General features: G+C 60.0%; 2 protein-coding genes. Both read left to right on the plus strand.

Annotated elements, in window-relative coordinates:
• Positions 1 to 198 precede the first annotated feature (198 nt).
• A complete protein-coding gene (locus tag Mspo_RS19370; protein WP_159732919.1) occupies positions 199 to 1,245 on the plus strand; it encodes a glycosyltransferase family 2 protein in 1,047 nt (348 codons plus the stop codon).
• The coding region (locus Mspo_RS19375) for a hypothetical protein (protein WP_159732921.1) at positions 1,242 to 1,506 on the plus strand (265 nt) is incomplete at its 3' end. The genes Mspo_RS19370 and Mspo_RS19375, both read left to right, overlap by 4 nt.

Raw genomic sequence — 1,506 nt, forward strand, 5'->3', positions numbered from 1 at the left:
ATGTACGGATATTTGATCGCTTTCTTTGGCGGAGCCGTCGGGTTATTTTCGAGTGATCGCACCCGAGGTCGCGCTTCGGCATGAGTGGTGACGCTTTTGAGGTCGTCGATTTATTCGCAAGTAGATTGGCGTTCATTACTTTGATTATCCGGCAGATGTTGCGCATGCGTGATATTTATTTCGTCGGAGATTTTCGACATGAAGCAATTGTCGATCGGGGTCGTCATTCCGGCCTATAAGGTTCGCAATCAGATTCTCGCCGTCATCGGCCGTATCGGCCCGGAGTCGAGCTGCATCATCGTCGTCGACGATCATTGCCCGGCCGGCTCGGGCTCGGTCGTGCGCGACCATTGCTCCGACCCGCGGGTGACGGTGATTCGTCATGAGCGAAACAAGGGCGTCGGCGGCGCCGTCGTGTCAGGCTACAAATGCGCCTTGGAGCGCGGCATGGATATCGTGGTCAAGATCGACGGCGACGGGCAGATGGCGCCCGAGCTGATCGGCTCCATCGTCTCCCCCATTCTCGCCGGCGAGGCGGATTATACGAAGGGCAATCGCTTCTTCAATCCCGAGGATGTCTCGCGAATGCCCCGCATTCGCCTGATCGGCAACGCCGCCCTGTCCTTCATCACCAAATTGTCCAGCGGCTATTGGTCTGTGTTCGATCCGACCAATGGATTCACCGCCATTCACGCGCGCCTTCTTCCCGTCCTCGGTCTCGACAAGCTCTCCGAGCGCTATTTCTTCGAATCCGATATGCTGTTTCGGCTGAATATCATTCGCGCGAAGGTGGTCGATGTGCCGATGGTCGCCTGCTACGGCGACGAGGAGAGCAATCTCGAGATCCACGAGATTCTCACCGAATTCATGGGCGCCAATATTCGCAACGCCTGCAAGCGAGTGTTCTATTCCTATTTCCTTCGCAACTTTTCCATCGCGTCGATCTATCTCGTCGCGGGACTGTCGCTGCTCGCCTTCGGAGGAATCTTCGGTGCGATCAACTGGCAGCGCTCGCTCGCGACATCGGTCGAGGCTTCGTCCGGGACGGTGATGCTGGCCGCTCTACCGGTCTTGATCGGACTGCAGCTGCTGCTCAATTTCATGGCCTATGACGTGAGCGCGGAGCCGAGCGCGCCCATTCATCCGCGATTGACGAGGCTCGCGCCGCAGCGCGCTCCGCTCGCCGCTCTCGCCCACGGCGCGCGAGCGGCCCCCTCGATCGAAGCTCCGGAGAGCGTCGAATGACTATTCTGTCATCCTCCAGCACCGCTTTCTTCTTCAGCACCGCGTTCCTCGGCCTCGCCATCTCCGTCGCGCCGCTCTGGATCCTCGCGCGCCGTCGGGACGACGCGCCGCGCAGCGTGGTTCGGTTCGGCGTCGTCCTGCTGGCGGCCTTGATGCTGCTCACCTTGCTGTCCTTTGTTATCCCTCCGCTCTACGCCCGCGCCATTCTGCTTTGCGTATTCTGGGCGCTCGCAGGGCTGTGCATCGCTCGGCAGGGCGTCA

The sequence above is a fragment of the Methylosinus sp. Ce-a6 genome, from assembly GCF_009811655.1.
GTDB lineage: Bacteria > Pseudomonadota > Alphaproteobacteria > Rhizobiales > Beijerinckiaceae > Methylosinus.

What these genes read in the sequence shown, in the direction of transcription:
- Mspo_RS19370 (WP_159732919.1), top strand. Translation starts at nt 199, where the DNA reads ATGAAGCAATTGTCGATCGGGGTCGTCATTCCGGCCTATAAGGTTCGC.